Source organism: Streptomyces sp. NPDC001922, from assembly GCF_042891165.1.
Taxonomy (GTDB): Bacteria; Actinomycetota; Actinomycetes; order Streptomycetales; family Streptomycetaceae; genus Streptomyces.
Genome location: NZ_JBIASV010000010.1, coordinates 132,338 through 147,607, shown reverse-complemented (window position 1 = coordinate 147,607; position 15,270 = coordinate 132,338). Strand labels below are relative to the sequence as shown.

The 15,270-nt window shown below is 73.8% G+C and carries 10 protein-coding genes; 6 read left to right on the top strand and 4 right to left on the bottom strand.

Annotation, left to right across the window (positions count from 1 at the left end; all coding sequences use genetic code 11):
• Positions 1 to 90: 90 nt before the first annotated feature.
• From ACFYYR_RS19995 to ACFYYR_RS19980, 4 genes are read left to right on the top strand one after another with little or no spacing between them, the layout of a single operon-like run.
• Positions 91 to 1,746: an ABC transporter substrate-binding protein gene (locus ACFYYR_RS19995; RefSeq protein WP_388854861.1), complete on the top strand. Its 1,656-nt coding sequence runs from the start codon at positions 91 to 93 to the stop codon at positions 1,744 to 1,746.
• The gene (locus ACFYYR_RS19990; protein ID WP_388854858.1) at positions 1,743 to 2,693 is read left to right on the top strand and encodes an ABC transporter permease; all 951 of its coding nucleotides are present in this window, start codon (positions 1,743 to 1,745) and stop codon (positions 2,691 to 2,693) included. The genes ACFYYR_RS19995 and ACFYYR_RS19990 overlap by 4 nt, the downstream gene beginning before the upstream one ends.
• Entirely contained in the window at positions 2,690 to 3,598 is a 909-nt protein-coding gene (locus ACFYYR_RS19985) for an ABC transporter permease subunit (RefSeq protein ID WP_388854855.1), read from the top strand. The genes ACFYYR_RS19990 and ACFYYR_RS19985 overlap by 4 nt, the downstream gene beginning before the upstream one ends.
• On the top strand, positions 3,573 to 5,129 hold the full coding sequence (locus tag ACFYYR_RS19980) for an ABC transporter ATP-binding protein (protein ID WP_388854852.1): 1,557 nt from the start codon (positions 3,573 to 3,575) through the stop codon (positions 5,127 to 5,129). Before ACFYYR_RS19985 ends, ACFYYR_RS19980 begins: the two co-directional genes overlap by 26 nt.
• Here the strand turns inward: ACFYYR_RS19980 and ACFYYR_RS19975 are convergent.
• Positions 5,107 to 7,632 carry a DEAD/DEAH box helicase gene (locus tag ACFYYR_RS19975; protein WP_388854849.1) on the bottom strand — a complete coding sequence of 842 codons (2,526 nt, stop codon included), beginning with the start codon at positions 7,630 to 7,632 and terminating at the stop codon, positions 5,107 to 5,109. The genes ACFYYR_RS19980 and ACFYYR_RS19975 overlap by 23 nt on opposite strands.
• Positions 7,633 to 7,748: 116 nt before the next feature.
• Between ACFYYR_RS19975 and ACFYYR_RS19970 the strand changes: the two genes are divergently transcribed.
• Positions 7,749 to 8,540: a metal-dependent hydrolase gene (locus tag ACFYYR_RS19970; protein WP_388854846.1), complete on the top strand. Its 792-nt coding sequence runs from the start codon at positions 7,749 to 7,751 to the stop codon at positions 8,538 to 8,540.
• Between the two features lie 179 nt (positions 8,541 to 8,719).
• Here the strand turns inward: ACFYYR_RS19970 and ACFYYR_RS19965 are convergent, their stop codons facing one another.
• Positions 8,720 to 10,501 (bottom strand): ABC transporter ATP-binding protein, encoded by a 1,782-nt coding sequence (locus ACFYYR_RS19965; protein WP_388854843.1) that lies wholly within the window; start codon positions 10,499 to 10,501, stop codon positions 8,720 to 8,722.
• Entirely contained in the window at positions 10,498 to 12,513 is a 2,016-nt protein-coding gene (locus tag ACFYYR_RS19960; protein WP_388855421.1) for an ABC transporter transmembrane domain-containing protein, read from the bottom strand. Before ACFYYR_RS19960 ends, ACFYYR_RS19965 begins: the two co-directional genes overlap by 4 nt.
• A gap of 193 nt (positions 12,514 to 12,706) precedes the next feature.
• On the opposite strand from ACFYYR_RS19960, the gene ACFYYR_RS19955 reads away from it, so the two are divergent.
• The gene (locus ACFYYR_RS19955; protein WP_388854840.1) at positions 12,707 to 13,441 is read left to right on the top strand and encodes a L,D-transpeptidase family protein; all 735 of its coding nucleotides are present in this window, start codon (positions 12,707 to 12,709) and stop codon (positions 13,439 to 13,441) included.
• A gap of 237 nt (positions 13,442 to 13,678) precedes the next feature.
• Here ACFYYR_RS19955 and ACFYYR_RS19950 read toward each other — a convergent pair whose 3' ends face one another.
• Positions 13,679 to 15,115, bottom strand: a complete 1,437-nt coding sequence (locus tag ACFYYR_RS19950; protein ID WP_388854837.1) for a Gfo/Idh/MocA family protein — start codon at positions 15,113 to 15,115, stop codon at positions 13,679 to 13,681.
• Between the last annotated feature and the right edge of the window lie 155 nt (positions 15,116 to 15,270).

Below are 15,270 nucleotides of genomic sequence, written 5' to 3'. Positions count from 1 at the left end.
GGAGCCGGCCCGCCGCCCCGCACCCGATACCCGAACCCCAAATCCGCCCCGAGCCCTCCGGCTGCCCATCCCGACCCAGGACGGACGACGATGACCGAACCCCGCCCCGGCTGCTTCCCCGCCGACCCCTCTTCCCTTGACTCCTCCTCCACCGAGCCCTCTTCCGCTGACTCCTCCGGCTCCTCCTTCGGCGGTTCCGCCTTCACCCGGCGCCGAGCGCTCGCCGCCGGCTCCGGTGCCGCCGCGGCCCTCGCGCTCGCCGGCTGCGCCACCGGCCCCGGTACCGGCCCCGGTGCCTCCGGCGGCGGCAGGCCGCGGCGCGGCGGGCGGCTCCGCGCCGCGTTCGCCGGCGGCGGCGCCGCCGAATCGCTCGACCCCCACCTGGGCAGCCTGTTCGTCGACGCCGCCCGGGCCAAGGCCCTGTTCGACAAGCTCGCCGACTTCGGCGCCGACATGACCGCCCGGCCGCGGCTGGCCGAACGCTGGGAGCCGCACGGCGGGCTCGACCGCTGGCGGGTCACGCTCCGCAGGGCGCACTGGCACGACGGCAAGCCGGTCACCGCGCAGGACGTGCTCTACAGCTACCGCCGGATCGCCGACCCCGACCGGGCGTTCCGCGCCAAGGCCTCCCTGGAACCCATCGACCTCGACGCCAGCCGGGCCGTGGACGACCGCACCGTCGAGTTCCGGCTCAAGCGGTCCTTCGCCGAATTCCCCAACGTGCTGGCCGCGTTCGGCGCGTACATCGTGCCCGAGGGTGCCGGCCGCTTCGACGAGCCGGTGGGCTCGGGGCCGTTCCGCTTCGTCTCCTTCCGGCCCGGCCGCTCCTTCGTCGTCAAGCGCTTCGACGACTACTGGGAGGGCGCCCCCCACCTGGACGAACTGGAATTCGTCATCGCCGGCGAGGAGTCGGCCCGCGTCAACGCCCTCCTCGGCGGCCAGGTCGAGTACGCGCACGAGCTGAACCCCACCACGGCCCGCGCCCACGAGCACGGCGGACAGATCCGGATCGTGCGGATGCGGAACAGCGCCATGCAGGCGTTCGCCATGAAGACCGACCGGGCCCCCTTCGATGACCGGCGGGTCCGCGAGGCGTTCTTCCTTATCGCCGACCGCGAGGAACTGGTGCGGGGGGCGCTCTCCGGCGCCGGCGAGGTCGGCAACGACCTGTTCGGCAAGGGCTACCGCTACTACGCCGAGGGGCTCCCGCAGCGCGAACAGGACCTGAAGCGCGCCCGGAAGCTGCTGCGCGAGGCGGGGCACGACCGGCTCACCGTCACCCTCGACACCTCCCCGGTCGCCACCGGCTTCCCGGAGGCCGCCGAGATCTTCAAGGACCAGGCCGCCCGGGCCGGCGTGACCGTGCGGATCGCGGTCGGCGACAAGGACACCTACTGGAACGACATCCTCGAATCCGGCACCTTCTGCTGCTACCGCTCGGGCGCGATGCCCATCGAGTCCCATGTCTCCCAGCGGCTGCTCAGCGACTCCACCACCAACGCGACGCACTGGAAGCACCGGGACTTCGACGCGCTCTACCAGCAGATCCAGTCGACCCGGGACGAAGGGGAGCGGACCGCGCTCTACGCCCGGATGCAGCGCCGGCTGCACGCCGAAGGCGGCTTCCTCGTCTGGGGATTCGCCGACTGGATCGTCGGGACGGCCCGCACCGTGCGCGGGGTGCGGGCCGACGCCCCCGCCAACACTCTCGACTGGGCGCGCTTCGACACGGTGTGGCTCGCGTGAGCGCCGGCCGCGCCTGGCTGCCGCGGCGGCTGGCGCTGGGCGGCGTTCAGATCGCGGGCGTCGTCCTGCTCGTCTTCCTGCTCACCGAGGCGCTGCCCGGGGACGCGGCCGTCACGCTCGCCGGGGACCACCCCGACCCGGAGCGCATCGAGCGGATCCGGGAAACCCTGGAGCTCGACCGCCCCGCCACGGAACGCTTCCTCGACTGGGCGGGTGGACTGCTCCACGGCGACCTGGGGCACTCACTGGTCTCCGGCAGGCCGGTGGCCGACGCCCTCGCGGCGGGCGCCGGCCCTACCCTGCTGCTGGCGCTCTGCGCGCTGCTGCTGATCGTCCCCGTGGCCACCGGGCTCGGGGTGCTGGCCGCGCGGCACGAAGGCGGCCGGGTGGACCGGGCGATCAGCGCCGGCACGCTGGGCATCCACGCCGTCCCCGAATTCGCCCTCGGTGTGCTGCTCGTCGCCGTGTTCGCCCTCGGGCTCGGCTGGCTGCCGCCGACCGCCCTCGGCGCCGGGCCCCTGCTCGGCCGGCCCGCCGTCCTCGTCCTGCCCGTACTGGTGCTGCTCGCCCGCCCGGTGTGCTCGATCAGCCGGCTCGTCCGCGCCGGGATGATCGAGGCGATGGCCTCGCCGTACGTCGCGCAGGCCCGGCGGTACGGGCTCGCCGGGGCCCGGGTGCGGTACGCGCACGCGCTGCCCAACGCGGTGGCGCCCGCGGTCCAGCAACTCGCCCGTACCTGCGACTGGCTGCTGTCCGGAGTGATCGTCGTGGAGGCGCTGTTCGTGATACCCGGGCTGGGCACGGTGCTGGTGGACGCCGTCGCCGCCCGGGACCTCCCGGTGATGCAGGGGCTCGCCGTGGTGTTCGGCGTCGTCACGGTCACGGTGAACCTGGCGGCGGACGTGGCCGTGTACCGGCTCGCACCCCGATCGGAGGCCGCCGCATGACCCCCGGCACGAACGTCCCGTCCGCCCGCCCGGCCGACGAGGATCCTCGCCGGTCCGGCACCCGACGCACCCGGCTCGCCCGCTTTCCGGTAGCTCTCCCCGCCCGCGCCGGACTCGGCCTCGTCCTGCTCGCGGTACCGCTGCTGCTCGCCCTCGGGGGCCCCTGGTTCGCGGGTGAACCGGGCCCCCGCGCCGCGTCGTTCACCCTCGGCGGCGGCCACTGGCTCGGCACCGACGTCACCGGCGCCGACGTGTGGCGGCAGGTGCTCCTCGGCGGACGGTCGGTGGTGCTGATCGCCCTCGCGGCCACCGCACTCACCTATCTGGTCGCGGTGCCCACCGGGCTCACCGCCGCGCTCACCCGCCGGTCCTGGCTGGAGGAGCTGCTGATGCGCCCGCTGGACATCGTCCTGGCGGTGCCGTCCCTGCTCCTTCTGCTGCTGGTCGCCGCGCTGTTCGCGCCCGGTGCGGCCGGACTCGCGCTGATCGTGGCCGGCATCGCCGTGCCCGACACCACCCGGATGGTGCGCGCCGCCGCCACCGCGGTGGCCGCCCGCCCGGCCGTGGAGGCCCTGCGCATGCAGGGCGAGAGCCGGCTGCGGATCGCACTCGGCCACGTGGGGCGGGCCATCGGCCGCACCCTGGCCGCGGACGCCGGGGTACGGCTCACCGGCGCGCTGTACCTCGTCGCCACCGCCGCCTTCCTGGGGGTGGGTGTCACCCCCGGGGCGCCCGACTGGGCGGTGATGGTCGACCGCAACCGCACCGGACTCGCCGTCCAGCCCTGGGCGGTGACCGTTCCCGCTCTGCTCGTCGTCGCGCTGTCCATGGGCGCCAACCTGCTCTTCGACGCCGTACTCGCCCACCGGAGGAAGCCCCATGACCGAGCCCGTCGCACGGATTGAGGACCTGCGGGTCGTGACCGGCGGCCGGACGCTCGTCGACGGGGTGTGCCTCACCGTGCTCCCCGGCCGCTGCACCGCCCTCGTCGGGCCCTCCGGCAGCGGCAAGACCACGACGGGGCTCGCCCTCCTCGGCGAGTACCCGGCGGGAGCGCGCGTCACCGGCCGGGTGGACGTCCCCGGCGGGCGCGCCGGATACGTCCCGCAGCACCCGGCCGCCGCGCTCAACCCCGCCCGCCGGGCCGGCGCGCTGCTGGGCGACATCGCCCGGCGCACGCCCGGCACCCGCGCCGACCGCACGGCGCGGGTCGCCGAAGCGCTGCGGCTCGCCCAGCTCCCCGACCCGGACACCGTGCTGCGGCGCTTCCCGCACCAGCTCTCGGGCGGCCAGCAGCAGCGGGTCGTCCTCGCCCAGGCGCTGCTCTCCGGCGCCCGGGTGGTCGTCGCCGACGAGCCCACGACCGGCCAGGACGCGCTGACCAAACGGCGGATGGCGGCCGAACTGCGGGAGCTGCGGGCCCGGGGCATCGGGCTGCTGCTGCTCAGCCACGATCTCGACCTGGTCCGTGAACTGGCCGACACCGTCGTGGTGCTGCAGAACGGCCGCGCGGTCGAGTCCGGCGCCGCGGAACAGGTCCTCACCGCCCCCCGGCACCCGGCCGCCCGCGCGCTGCTCGCCCGGGACGCGTCACCGGTCCCCGTACGGACCCCCGGGGCGGGGGACCGCGCACCGGAAGACGGCGCGCCGTGTCTGGAAGCCGTCGCGGTGCGGGCCCGGCACGGTGGGCGCCGCACCGGCGCCGTCGTGCTGCGGGACGCCTCGGTCGCCGTCGCCGCGGGCACGTGCCTGGCCGTGGTGGGGCGTTCCGGCTCCGGCAAGACCACCCTCGCCCGCTGCCTCGCCGGCCTGCACCGCGACTGGTCGGGCCGCGTCCTCCTGGACGGCCGCCCGCTGCCGCGCAGCCTGCGCGGCCGGAGCCGGGAGCAACTGGCCGCCGTGCAGTACGTCTTCCAGGACGCGCACGCCGCCTTCGACCCGTACCGGACCGTGCTGGACCAGGTCTCCCGCACCGCGGTGCGGCTGCGCGGCGCCACCGCCGACGCCGCGCGGGCCGAGGCGCTGGCGCTCCTCGCCGGGCTGGGGCTCCCGGAGGAGACCGCCCGGCGCCGGCCGGCGGGCCTCTCCGGCGGTGAGCTCCAACGGGCCGCGCTGGCCCGCGCCCTGCTCGCCCGGCCCCGGGTCCTCGTCTGCGACGAGATCACCTCCGGCCTGGACACCGTCACCCGGCACGCCATCGGCGAACTGCTGCGACGGCAACGGGACGAGGCGGGCACCGCCCTGGTGCTCGTCACCCACGACCTGGCGGTGGCCGCCGGGCTCGCCGACACGGTCGCCGTCGTGGAGGCCGGCCGGGTGGTGGAACAGGGACGGGCGGATCAGCTGTGGTCCGCCCCCGCCCACCCCTTCACCCGGGAACTCCTGGCTGCCGCGAACGGCCCCGGCGGGACCGTCAGAGCTGCCCCACGGAGGTGACCCGGACGACCGCGCGGCCCTCCTCGTCGGAGGCCGCGAGGTCCACCTCCGCGCTGATGCCCCAGTCGTGGTCGCCGTTCGGGTCGGCGAACGTCTGCCGCACCTTCCACAGCCCGTGCTCCGGCTGCTCCTCGATCAGCAGCAGCTTGGGGCCGCGCGCGTCCGGTCCGGTCCCCAGGTCCTCGTACTCGTCCCAGTACGCGTCCATGGCCTCGCCCCAGCGGTCCTCGTCCCAGCCGGAGTCGGCGTCCATCTCGCCGAGTTCCCCGACCTTGTCCAGCGCGGCCAGCTCCACCCGGCGGAACATCGCGTTGCGCACCAGCACCCGGAAGGCGCGGGCGTTGGCGGTGACCGGGCGGACCTGGTCGGCCCGCTCCTGCGCCTCCTCCGCGCTCTCCTCCTCCGGGTTGGCCAGCTGCTCCCACTCGTCGAGGAGGCTGGAGTCGACCTGACGGACCATCTCAGCCAGCCAGGCCACCAGGTCCTGGAAGTCGTCCGACTTCAGGTCGTCGGGGACGGTGTGCTCCAGGGCCTTGTAGGAGCTCGCGAGGTAGCGCAGCACGATGCCCTCGGTCCGGGCGAGCTCGTAGAACGCGGTGAACTCGGTGAAGGTCATGGCCCGCTCGTACATGTCGCGGATCACGGACTTCGGGGAGAGCGGGTGGTCTCCGACCCACGGGTGGCTCTTGCGGTAGATCCCGTAGGCGTGCAGCAGCAGCTCCTCCAGCGGCCTGGGGTACGTGACCTCCTGCAGCCGCTCCATGCGCTCCTCGTACTCGACGCCGTCCGCCTTCAGCTGCTGGACGGCCTCGCCGCGCGCCTTGTTCTGCTGCGCCGCCAGGATCTGCCGCGGGTCGTCGAGCGTGGACTCCACGACCGACACCATGTCCAGGGCGTACGACGGCGACTCCGGGTCGAGCAGCTCGAAGGCGGCGAGCGCGAACGTCGACAGCGGCTGGTTGAGCGCGAAGTCCGACTGCAGGTCCACCGTGAGCCGGACGATCCGGCCCTGGGCGTCCGGCTCGTCCAGCCGCTCCACGACCCCGCCGTCGAGCAGCGACCGGTAGATCGCGATGGCCCGCCGGATGTGCCGCAGCTGGGAGCGGCGGTCCTCGTGGTTGTCCTCCAGGAGCCGCCGCATCGCCTCGAAGGCGTTGCCGGGCCGGGCGATCACCGACAGCAGCATCGCGTGGGTGACCCGGAAGCGGGAGGTCAGCGGCTCCGGATCGGACCCGATCAGCTTCTCGAAGGTGTTCTGACCCCAGTTGACGAAGCCCTCCGGGGCCTTCTTCCGCACCACCTTGCGGCGCTTCTTGGGGTCGTCGCCCGCCTTGGCGAGGGCCTTCTCGTTCTCGATCACATGCTCCGGGGCCTGCGCGACGACGAAGCCCGCCGTGTCGAAGCCCGCCCGGCCCGCCCGGCCCGCGATCTGGTGGAACTCCCGGGCCCGCAGGGTGCGCACCCGGGTGCCGTCGTACTTCGTCAGCGCGGTGAACAGCACCGTACGGATGGGGACGTTCACCCCCACGCCCAGGGTGTCCGTACCGCAGATCACCTTCAGCAGCCCGGCCTGCGCCAGCCGCTCCACCAGCCTGCGGTACTTCGGCAGCATCCCGGCGTGGTGCACACCGATCCCGTGCCGCACATAGCGCGAGAGGTTGCGGCCGAACTTGGTGGTGAACCGGAAGTTTCCGATCAGCGCGGCGATCTCGTCCTTCTCCTGGCGCGAGCACATGTTGATGCTCATCAGCGCCTGCGCCCGCTCCACCGCGGCGGCCTGGGTGAAGTGCACGATGTAGACCGGAGCCTGCTGGGTCTGGAGCAGCTCCGTCAGCGTCTCGGTGAGCGGCGTCGTGCGGTACTCGTACGACAGCGGAACCGGCCGGGTCGCGGACCGGACCACCGACGTGGGGCGGCCGGTCCGCCGGGTGATGTCCTCCTCGAACCGGGACATGTCGCCGAGAGTGGCCGACATCAGGACGAACTGCGCCTGCGGCAGCTCCAGCAGCGGGATCTGCCACGCCCAGCCCCGGTCGGGCTCGGCGTAGAAGTGGAACTCGTCCATCACGACCTGGCCGATGTCGGCGTCCTTGCCGTCCCGCAGCGCGATCGACGCCAGCACCTCGGCCGTGCAGCAGATCACCGGGGCGTCCGCGTTGACCGACGCGTCACCGGTCAGCATGCCGACGTTCTCCGTGCCGAACAGCTTGCAGAGCTCGAAGAACTTCTCCGACACCAGCGCCTTGATCGGCGCTGTGTAGAAGGTCACCTGATCGTTGGCGAGCGCGGTGAAATGCGCCCCGGCCGCAACCAGACTCTTGCCGGAACCCGTCGGTGTGGACAGGATCACGTTCGCCCCGGAGACCACCTCGATCAGCGCCTCCTCCTGGGCGGGGTAGAGGGAGATGCCCCGCTCCTCGGCCCACGTCGAGAACGCTTCGAAGAGGGCATCGGGGTCGGCGTCGTTCGGCAGATGATCGATAAGGGTGGTCACGCCCTCCATACTGCCTGCCCCCGGCCCGGATCGGGGAACCGGCCGCGTGGACGAAGATCGCGGAGGATACGCTGAGCCGCCGACGAGGCGTCAGTACAACAACACCAAAGGGGTGGGGAACGACCATGATGGGACCGGCGCATTCGCTGTCGGGAGCCGCAGCCTGGCTGGGGGTGGGAGCGGCAGCCGCGGCGGCCGGCTACCCGATGCCCTGGCCCGTACTGGTCGTCGGCGCCTTCGTCTGCGCGGGCGCGGCCCTCGCCCCCGACCTCGACCACAAGGCGGCGACGATATCCCGGGCCTTCGGGCCCGTCTCGCGCGTCCTCTGTGAAGTGATCGACAAGATCTCCTACTCCGTCTACAAGGCGACCCGCACCTCGGTGGACCCCCGCCGCTCCGGCGGCCACCGCACGCTCACCCACACCTGGGTCTGGGCCGTGCTCATCGGCGCCGGTGCCTCCGTGCTCGCCATGACCGGCGGCCGCTGGGCCGTCCTGGGCCTGCTCTTCGTCCACATGGTGCTCGCCGTCGAGGGCCTGCTGTGGCGGGCCGCCCGGGTCTCCAGTGACATCCTGGTCTGGCTGCTCGGCGCGACCAGCGCCTGGATCCTCGCGGACATCCTGCATAAACCCGGCAACGGCGCCGACTGGCTGTTCACCGCCCCGGGCCTGGAGTACCTCTGGCTCGGCCTGCCGATCATCCTCGGGGCGCTGGTCCACGACATCGGCGACGCCCTGACCGTCTCCGGCTGCCCGATCCTCTGGCCGATCCCCATCGCCGGGAAGCGCTGGTACCCGCTCGGGCCCCCGAAGGGGATGCGCTTCCGGGCCGGCAGCTGGGTCGAGCTGAAGGTCCTCATGCCCGCGTTCATGCTGCTCGGCGGCATCGGAGGCCTCGGGGCGCTGAACTTCATCTGACGGGCCCCAGGTGCGGTCCGGCCTCCGGAGCGCCCCGATGCCCCCTCGCTGCGGCCCGGGACGGAAGCATTTCCGTCCCGGGCCGCAGGTGTGTCCGGCTCGCCGGCGGCGCGGATGGCATGGCGGGCAACCGGCAGGGGCCCCCGCCCGCGGCCTGGCCTCGCGACGGGCCCCGGCGATCAGCCGTGCCAGGACCGCCACAGCGCCGCGTACGCCCCGTCCGCCGCCACCAGCGCGTCATGCCGGCCCAGCTCACTGATCCGCCCGTCCTCCACGACGGCGATCACATCCGCGTCGTGCGCGGTGTGCAGCCGGTGCGCGATGGCCACGACCGTACGGCCGTCCAGCACCCGCGCGAGCGACCGCTCCAGATGCCGGGCGGCCCGCGGGTCCAGTAGCGAGGTCGCCTCGTCCAGCACCAGCGTGTGCGGATCGGCCAGCACCAGCCGGGCCAGCGCGATCTGCTGCGCCTGCGCCGGGGTCAGCGCCGTCCCGCCCGAACCGACCTCGGTGTCCAGGCCCCGCTCCAGCGCCGTCGCCCAGCCCGTGGCGTCCACCGCGCCGAGCGCGGCCCACAGCTCCTGGTCCCCGGCGTCCGTCCGGGCCAGCCGCAGATTGTCCCGGAGCGAGCCGACGAAGACATGGTGTTCCTGGTTGACCAGCGCCACCTGTTCGCGCACCCGCTCCGCCGGCATCCGGGCCAGCTCCGCGCCGCCCAGCGTGACCTCCCCGGCCCGGGCGGCGTAGATGCCCGCCAGCAGCCGGCCCAGGGTGGACTTCCCCGCTCCGGACGGGCCGACCAGCGCCAGCCGGGTCCCCGGGGGAACCTCCAGCGACACCCCGTGCAGTACGTCGTCGCCCTCCCGGTAGCCGAACCGCACCTCATCCGCCCGCACGGCCCGCCCCGCGGGCACCACCCGCGGGTCGCCCGCCCCGGGCTCGATCTCCCGGACCCCGACTAGCCGGGCCAGCGACACCTGGGCGATCTGGAGCTCGTCGTACCAGCGCAGGATCATGCCGACCGGCTCGGCCAGCATCTGGGCGAGCAGCGCACCGGTCGTCAGCTCGCCGACGCTCATCCACCCCTGGAGGACGAAGCTGCCGCCGATCATCAGCACCCCGGCGAGGATCAGCACGTAGAAGGCATTGACCACCGGGAACAGGACGGAGCGCAGCCACAAGGTGTACCGCTCCCATGCGGTCCACTGCCGGATCCGCAGCTCCGACAGACCCACCCGGCGGGCGCCGAGCCGGTGCGCCTCGATGGTCCGCCCGGCGTCCACGGTCTCGGCGAGCGCCGCCGCGACGGCCGCGTACCCGGCGGTCTCGGAACGGTAGGCGGCCGGTGCCCGCCGGAAGTACCAGCGGCACCCGATCACCAGCACCGGCAACGCCACCAGCACCGCGAGCGCCAGCGGCGGCGCCGTCACCGTCAGGGCGCCGAGCAGCAGTCCCGCCCACACCACGGCGACGGCGAGTTGGGGCACCGCCTCCCGCATCGCGTTCGCCAGCCGGTCGATGTCGGTGGTGATCCGGGAGAGCAGGTCGCCGGTCCCGGCCCGCTCCAGCACGCTCGGGGGCAGCCCCACGGACCGGACGAGGAAGTCCTCGCGCAGATCGGCGAGCATCTCCTCGCCGAGCACCGCGCCCCGCAGCCGCACCTGCCGGACGAACACGGTCTGCACCGCCAGCGCGACCGCGAACAGCGCGACCACGCGGCCGACGTGGAGCTCGCGGGCGCCGCGGACCAGATCGTCGACCAGCCCGCCCAGCAGATAGGGGCCGACCACGGACGCGACCACGGCGACCGCGTTCACCGCCAGCAGCACGACGAAGGCACGGCGGTGCCGCCGCAGCAGGCCGGTCACATAGCCTCGCACCGTGGCGGCCGAGGCCACCGGCAGGATCTCCACCGACTCCGATGCCGCCGGGTCGTACCCGGGCGGTGCGACGCCGATCATGCGTTCTCCTCCTCGATCTGTTCGCGTGCCGTGCCGCCGGACGGAGACGCGGAGGGGCGGTGTGCCGGACCGGGCCCGAGGAGTCCGTTCTCCGGTCCGGCGCCGTCGTGAACGTCGCCCGGTGGGGGGTCCGCTGCGTCCCTGGTGCGCGGAACCGCGGCCTCCTCCTCCTCCTCCTCCTCCGGCTCCCGGGTCACCACCGCGCGGTAGTCGGGTGTGGTGCGCAGCAGCTCGCGGTGGGTCCCGACCGCCGTCACCGTGCCCTCGTGGACGAGGACCACCCGTTCCGCCCGGTCCAGGAGCAGCGGGCTCGAACTGAACACCACCGTCGTGCGGCCCTTCCGCAGGCCGCGCAGCCCGTCGGCGATCCGTGCCTCGGTGTGCGAGTCCACGGCGCTCGTCGGCTCGTCCAGCACCAGCACCTCCGGGTCGGCCACCAGCGAACGCGCCAGCGCCAGCCGCTGTCGCTGCCCGCCGGACAGCGACCGGCCCCGCTCGGTGATCCGGGCCCGCATCGGATCGCCGGAGCCGTCCGCGCAGGCCCGGCCGAGGGCGTCCAGGACGTCACCGCACTGGGCCGCCGCCAGCGCCTCCGCCGCCGGAACCGCGCCCGACGCGGGGACGTCGAGCAGTTCGGTGAGTGTCCCGGAGAGCAGCACCGGGTCCTTGTCCTGCACCAGCACCGCGGCGCGGGCCCGTTCCAGCGGCAGCGCGTCCAGGGCGGCGCCGCCCAGCAGCGCGGACGGCCCGGCTCCGCCCTCCACGGCGTGCGGGGCGTGCCCGCCGAGCCGGTCCGCGAGCCGCCCGGCCGCGTCCGGGTCGCCGCACACCACCACGGTCAGCAGTCCCGCGGGGGCGAGGAGTCCGCTGCCGGGGTCGTACAGGTCCCCGCCCGGCACCGCGTCCGCGCCGTCGGCCCCGGTCGGCTCTGCACTGCGGGTTGGCTCAGCGCTGCCGGTCGGTTCGGCGGTGCAGGTCGGTTCGGCGGTGCCGGTGAGTGCGTCGGCGCCGGGCGGGGTGCGGCGCAGGGCCAGGACCCGGGCCGCCCGCTCGGCCGACGGCCGGGAGAACGCGTAGGCCATCGCGATCTCCTCGAACTGGCGGAGCGGAAAGAGCAGAAAGGTCACGGCGCCGTAGACGGTGACCAGTTCGCCCACCGAGATCCGGCCGTCGAGCGCCAGCCGGGCACCGTACCCGACCACGGCGATGAGCAGCAGGCCAGGCAGGGCCACCTGGACCGCGCTGATCAGCGCCCACATCCGGGCGCTGTGCACCGCGGCCCGCCGCACCTCCTGCGAGGCGTTCTGGTACCGGGCCAGGAACAGCTCCTCACCCCCGATGCCGCGCAGCACCCGCAGCCCCGCGACGGTGTCCGCGGCCAGTTCGGTGGCCCGGCCCGCCTTCTCCCGCTGCTCGTCCGCCCGCCGGGCGGCACGGGGCAGCAACGGCAGGACCGACAGCGCCAGTACGGGCAACCCGCAGGCCACGACGAGGCCCAGCTCGGTCCGGTACACCAGCAGCCCGGCGCACACCCCCACGGACGCGACCACGGCCGCGGTGAAGCGGGAGACCCCCTCGATGAACCAGCCGATCTTCTCCACGTCACCGGTCGACACCGCGGTGACCTCCCCGGCCGCGACCTGCCGGGTCAGGGTGGCCCCCAGCTCCGCGGTCCGGCGGGACAGCAGTTGCTGCAACCGCGCCGCCGCGGTGATCCAGTTGGTGACCGCGGCGCGGTGCAGCATCGTGTCGCCGAGCGCGATCAGCACGCCCAGCACGGCGACCAGTCCGCCGCCGAGCGCCAGCCGGCCACCGGAGCGGTCGACCACGGCCTGCACCGCGAAACCCACGGCGGCCGGGAGCAGGGCGACGGCGGCCATATGGGCGATTCCCCAGGCGACGGCCTTGAGCTGACCGCCCACCTGCTGTCGGCCGAGCCAGAGCAGGAACCGGGCCCCGGACCGGACATCGGGAACGCCGGGATCGGCAAACGGAAGATCGCGGATCTGCATGGCCATCCCGGCGTCGACGGTGGGGGAGAGCTGAAGGTTCGTCCGTCGGGCCACCCGGAATCAACCGATTTTTTCGGCGGAGCGCCCACTGGCGACGGATGCGCCGGAGCGTGTGGGGCGAGGAACGGCCCCGAGAAGCCGCCCGCCGGAGCGCGCACGCCACGCGCTCCCGTCGAGTGCGACCATGTGTTCCATGCGAATTCCGGGGACTCTGCGCACGGTGGCCGCCGTTGCCGGCCTGACCCTGCTGGCCGGCTGCGGCAGCGGGAACAGCGGCAGCGGCGGCAAAAGGCACGACGGCCACGGAGCACGCCCTGCTCCGTCGGCCTCGTCCGTCGACCACGCCAAGCGCATCCCGGACGTCGGCCCCCGGCTCCGGTCACGGATCCCGGCCACGTCCCGGCAGGTCGTCACGGTCCACGGCCGCGGTGCGGACTCGGCCGACGCCACCGTCGTGCTCTGGACCAAGGCCGACGGGACGTGGAACCGGACCCGCCAGTGGTCCGGGCACAACGGCAAACGCGGCTGGACCACCGACCACCGCGAGGGCGACAAGCGCAGCCCGGTCGGGGTGTTCACCCTCTCCGACGCGGGCGGGGTCCTTCCGGAACCCGGCGGCGCGGCCCTCCCGTACAGCCGCTCGGCCGCGTTCACCGCCCCCCGCCAGTGGCCCAGGACCCACTGGCACGACTTCGACTACGTCATCGCCATCGACTACAACCGGGTGAAGGGGACGCCGCCCAACGATCCGACCCGGCCGCAGGGACAGTCCAAGGGCGGCAGCATCTGGCTGCATCTGGACCACGGCAGCGGCACCTCGGGCTGTGTGAGCGTGCCCAAGTCGGCGATGCGGTACCTCCTCAGCACCCTGGACCCGGCGCGGCACCCGGTCGTCGTGATGGGGGACGAGGCCCGTCTGAAGGCCTGACGTCTCGCGCCGCCGGCGCTCCCCGCGAGCTGCGGTGCTGCGCCTGGCAGGTCTTGCGCGGACCGGGCGAGGCGATCCCCGTCCGGTGCGTCACCCGCCCTCCTGCCGCCCGGATCCGCACCGTACGCCGCCGGGTCCGGGCCACCGTCCGGGCCGTCGGAGCTCGCCGGGCGGTGCCCGCACCGGTACCGGAGCACCCGGGAGCGGGTCCCGGACACCCGGTCCGGGACCCGGAGTTCACCCCTGCGGCTTCTCCGAATCCATCCCCGGCCGGCTCTCGCGCCACAGCCCCCGGGTGAAGTCGGGGATCTCCTGCGGCGCCCCCTTGGCCCGGATCGAGGCGTGGCTCAGCGGCACCGGCGCCGTCCACGTCGCCCCGTCGTAGACGTCGAAGTCCGGGACCAGCCCGAGGCGCATGCACTGCACCAGCCGGAACAGCATGATGTAGTCCATCCCGCCGTGGCCGCCGGGCGGGTTGCTGTGCTCCTTCCAGAGCCAGTGGTCCCACTCCGCGTACGCCCCGAAGTCGCCCCAGGTGTCCTCGGACCTTTCCGGCTCCAGATAGATCCGCTCCGGGTAGTCCTCGAACACGCCCTTCGTGCCGCCGAGCGTGTTCAGCCTGCTGTACGGGTGCGGGTTGGACACGGCGTGCTCCAGCCGGATGACCCGGCCCTTGGCCGTCTGCACCAGGCTGACCGACATGTCGCTGCCGACGTAGCTCTCCTTCCAGCTCGGATCGCCCGCCGGCATGTGCTGTTCCCGGTAGGCGGCGAGCCCGAGGGAGGGGGAGCCGACGGTGCTGATCCGCACGGCACGGTCGCCCCGGTTGACGTCCATGTAGTTGGCGACGGGCCCGAAGCCGTGGTTGGGGTAGAGGTCGCCGCGCAGCCGGGTGTGCCACAGCCGCCGCCACGGCCCCTCGTAGTACGTCGGGGAGAACATCAGCGCCCGCAGGTCGTGGATGTACGCGCCCGCGCCGTGCAGCAGTTCGCCGAAGAGCCCGGCGTGCGCCATCCGCAGCACCCGCATCTCGTTCCGCCCGTAACAGCAGTTCTCCAGCTGCAGGCAGTGCCGCCGGGTGCGCTCGGAGAGGTCGACGAGCTCCCACAGTTCGGCGATCTCCAGAGCCAGCGGGCACTCGACGCCGACGTGCTTGCCGTTGCGCAGGGCCGACCGGGCCATGGCGAAGTGGCCGTCCCAGGGCGCGGCGACGTACACGAAGTCGAGGTCGCCGCGCTCGCACAGCTTCTCGAAGTCGTGCTCGCCCCGGGCATACGCGGCCGGCGCGGGACCACCGGCGGCCGTCACCTTGGCGACCGCCTTCTCGGTCTTCGCCTTGACCGGATCGCAGACGGCCACGATCCGCACTCCGGGTATCGCCAGAAAGAGATCGATCATGCTGTCGCCGCGGTTGCCGAGGCCGACGATCCCGACCCGCACCGTGCGGCGGCGCTCGAAGGGCACGCCGATCATGGTCTTCCCCTGGCGTTCCGGCCAGTCGCCGGAGTCCGCTGCGGCGCCGGGAGCGGCGGCTGCGGCGGTCGCCGCGCCGGGACCGCCGAGCCCCGGAACGAGCCCGGCCCCGGCGGCACCCGCGGTCCACAGGACGGAGCGCCGGCTGACCGGGGACGGGATCTCGTCGTGGGAGGAGGGGGCGGGTACTGACTCGTTCATCGGACCTCCAGGCATGCGGATGTGCGCGGCTGGTGCGTGAACCTCGGTCAGGACCCTGCTGGGTGGGGCCGGTGATGCGCAAGAGATCCGAATTGGACTCTCCCGCCGGGCCGATGGACTCCTGTGCGGAGAACCGGCCGCGTCTGCGTGGCCGT

Coding starts and splice junctions, on each gene's coding strand:
- ACFYYR_RS19995 (WP_388854861.1), top strand. CDS start 91: ATGACCGAACCCCGCCCCGGCTGCTTCCCCGCCGACCCCTCTTCCCTT.
- ACFYYR_RS19985 (WP_388854855.1), top strand. CDS start 2,690: ATGACCCCCGGCACGAACGTCCCGTCCGCCCGCCCGGCCGACGAGGAT.
- ACFYYR_RS19980 (WP_388854852.1), top strand. CDS start 3,573: ATGACCGAGCCCGTCGCACGGATTGAGGACCTGCGGGTCGTGACCGGC.
- ACFYYR_RS19975 (WP_388854849.1), bottom strand. CDS start 7,632: ATGGAGGGCGTGACCACCCTTATCGATCATCTGCCGAACGACGCCGAC.
- ACFYYR_RS19970 (WP_388854846.1), top strand. CDS start 7,749: ATGATGGGACCGGCGCATTCGCTGTCGGGAGCCGCAGCCTGGCTGGGG.
- ACFYYR_RS19965 (WP_388854843.1), bottom strand. CDS start 10,501: ATGATCGGCGTCGCACCGCCCGGGTACGACCCGGCGGCATCGGAGTCG.
- ACFYYR_RS19960 (WP_388855421.1), bottom strand. CDS start 12,513: ATGCAGATCCGCGATCTTCCGTTTGCCGATCCCGGCGTTCCCGATGTC.
- ACFYYR_RS19955 (WP_388854840.1), top strand. CDS start 12,707: ATGCGAATTCCGGGGACTCTGCGCACGGTGGCCGCCGTTGCCGGCCTG.
- ACFYYR_RS19950 (WP_388854837.1), bottom strand. CDS start 15,115: ATGAACGAGTCAGTACCCGCCCCCTCCTCCCACGACGAGATCCCGTCC.